This is a genomic window from Neisseria sp. P0022.S010, from assembly GCF_051956635.1.
Genome location: NZ_JBQCXF010000389.1, coordinates 1 through 2,820 on the forward strand (window position 1 = coordinate 1; position 2,820 = coordinate 2,820).

Genomic DNA, 2,820 nt, shown 5'->3' on the forward strand with positions numbered 1-2,820 from the left:
ATTTATATTATGTTAAATTCATAAGTCTAATATTTTAGCCTGCCAACTCCTGTTTCTCTCAGTAGTACAATCACTTACAGAATTCAAACATAAAAGGCCGTCTGAAATTTTCATACGGCCTTTTTATTTATATCCTCCAGCCTTTTCTAAGCAAATCCTTTATTGTTTTGATCGGCTGCTAATCAATTACCTACTCCAACTTTAACAATGGAAAGTGAGCAATCTATTCAATCAGTTTATGCCACACCAACACTATACGTTTCGCCCTTGCTGTCCGCTTGGCCGACAATGGCAGCAACGGCAGCGGCCAAGCCGTTGCGCGTCATGTATTTTTGCGGAATTTCTTGGGCATTTTGTGTCAAGGTATAGGCATTATCTTCTCCATCGGCAAGGCCGCAGGGACGCAAGATGGTCCAATTCAAATCGCTTTGTTTGAGATAGATTTCGGCTTCTGTTTTGGCACGGACGGCTTCGCCGAGTGCCTGTTTGAACGGCTCGCTCATCATGTCCCATTGTTCACCGCAGCCCATGCTGGTAATCAATACAAAGCGGGCTTGCGGATTGGCGGCTTTCGTAGCGGCAATGATGTTGATATTGCCCAGCGCATCGCTGCGGATACCCTCTTCGTTTTTACCGCCGACAAAACTGATCACGGTATCGGGACGATATTGTACCAACGCTTTATCGAGCGCGTTGGCATCAAGCGCATCGGCGACGACGGTTTGGATATTGTGTTCGGCAAAAAAGTTGTCTTCAGACGGCCTTCTCAATACGGCAACGGTATCGGCTGCGTCAGTCAATGTGCGGATATAGGCGCGGCCAGACGGGCCGTTGGCTCCGAAGATGAGTTGCATGTTTGGGGTTCCTTTGTATGGTAGATGTTTGTTGTTAGAAAATCCGCTCCTCTATGCAACAAGGAACGGATTATCAGGCCGTCTGAAGCCGTTTAAGCGGCATCAAACAATTTGCGCATGGCTTCGATTTGGTGTTGTTTCAACTCGCCTGCCTCATCGCGGCCGACGAAAATTTTAAACATGGCGCCGCCGTTGCGGTTGATAAAGTTGAGCGAGCAAGTGGCTTTGCCCATAAACGGGCGTTCCAAAAGGTAGATGGAGGCGCAGTTTTCGTAATAGATATGACCATGTACGCCGCCGTCGGTTTCGGGATGGTCAAAGTTGTAGAAACCGCGGCCGACTTTGCCGTTAGGCAGTTTGCCGCTGACTTCGACGATGGCATCGGGGGTGTGGGCGATGAAGGTAACGGATTCATCCCATGCGGCAACGGCTTGGAGGATTTCGACTATGCGGCTGCCTTCGGTTTGGCGCACGTTCTCTTCTGGCAGACAGCGGATAACGTCTTCAAAACTGCATTGGTTTTGCGCTGCCAGCATTTCCAGCACTTGTCCGGGATTTTTTTCCAATGATTGGCGTAACATGGTTTGTTGTTCGGCTGAAAGTTTTTGCATGGTTTGATCCTTTTCTTGAGTCGGAAGAGTGAGCATGAGTTTGCGAATAAGGGTGGGCGACCAATAACGGCCGCTGGTATTCAAACGGATTAGGCCGTCTGAATCGGGTTCTTTAAAAAGCTGCATTTCCTGCCATTGGGCAATCAGCTTTTGCGCTGCTTTGTTGCCGTCGAACAATAATGGATTCAGACGGCCTGTTTCAATATCGTGCTGGACTTTGCTGAGCAGTGCTTTATTTGGACTATGGCCGCTCATAAATGCGATGTTTTTCTCGCCTTTCGGCGTGGCGAGATAACTCTCCAAATCGCCCTGCACCTGATAGCTGAAACCGCCGAAGTTACCGCCAGCGCCGGAGCCGAACGCCAAACAGGGAATGTCGGATTTGATCAGGGTATTGTAGCGGTTGCGCTCGCCGCGGCCAGGATAGGCGAAGTGGCTGTTGCTGACTTGTTCCCAGCCTTTTTCCAGCAGTGTTTCAACCGTGTAGGCATATTGGTCTGCCTGAATATCGAAACCCGGCGGTGTCGGAAATGCGCCTTTTTCAATCATGCGGTTGATGGGCAGCATGGGATAAAGGTTGAACGCGTATGTATCCAAACCGGACAAGGGCAGCTCGGCGGCGCGAGCGATATCGTTTTGCCAAACGTCATCGGTTTGATTGGGCAGGCCGAACATCAAATCGGCCACAATTACGGCATCGAGTTCGCACAATTTTGCCAAATATTCAAACGCCTCGTCGCCGCTGTGTTTGCGGCCGAGACGGCGGCGGATGGCAGTATTAAAGGTTTGCACGCCGATGGAAATGCGGTTGGCGCCTGCTTCGATGCAGGCCTGTGCTTTTTCCAAATCGAAATGGCTCATGCGCCCTTCGATGGTGAACTCGCAATCTTCAGCAAGCGGCAGATATTGGTAGCAGGCACGAATCAGGCGGACGAGGTCTTCCGTAAGCAACGCGGTCGGCGTACCGCCCCCGAAATAAACGGCTCGGATTTTGCCCTTGTCTGTACGGACTTCGGCTTCAGCGGCCATTTCTTCGATAATTTTGTCGGTGTACACACTGCTTTGGCTGTCCTTCCACGCATTGCGGTAGAAGCCGCAAAAAACGCAATGGTTGGCGCAAAATGGAATATGCAGATAAGCAAGCGCGTCCACATCGGTGGCATGGGGAAGCTTTTTCTTCCAAATGTTCTGCCACTGGGGGCGCGGCATTGGAACACCGCCCCAAACGGGCATTAATGCCTGACGTTCGGGAAATGCCTTGGGCGCGGATTGTTTCGGAGTCCAAACAAGCTGCTGTACCATGATAATGATTAATAAAAATTATTAATAAGATTTATATATTAAATAACCATCAT

The 2,820-nt window shown here is 50.0% G+C and carries 2 protein-coding genes; both read right to left on the bottom strand.

Annotated elements, in window-relative coordinates:
- Nucleotides 1-236: 236 nt before the first annotated feature.
- On the bottom strand, nucleotides 237-854 hold the full coding sequence (locus ACTHUT_RS17145) for an NAD(P)H-binding protein (RefSeq protein ID WP_250600516.1): 618 nt from the start codon (nucleotides 852-854) through the stop codon (nucleotides 237-239).
- Between the two features lie 92 nt (nucleotides 855-946).
- A complete protein-coding gene (gene hutW / locus ACTHUT_RS17150) occupies nucleotides 947-2,767 on the bottom strand; it encodes a heme anaerobic degradation radical SAM methyltransferase ChuW/HutW (protein WP_250600518.1) in 1,821 nt (606 codons plus the stop codon).
- Nucleotides 2,768-2,820: the final 53 nt, after the last annotated feature.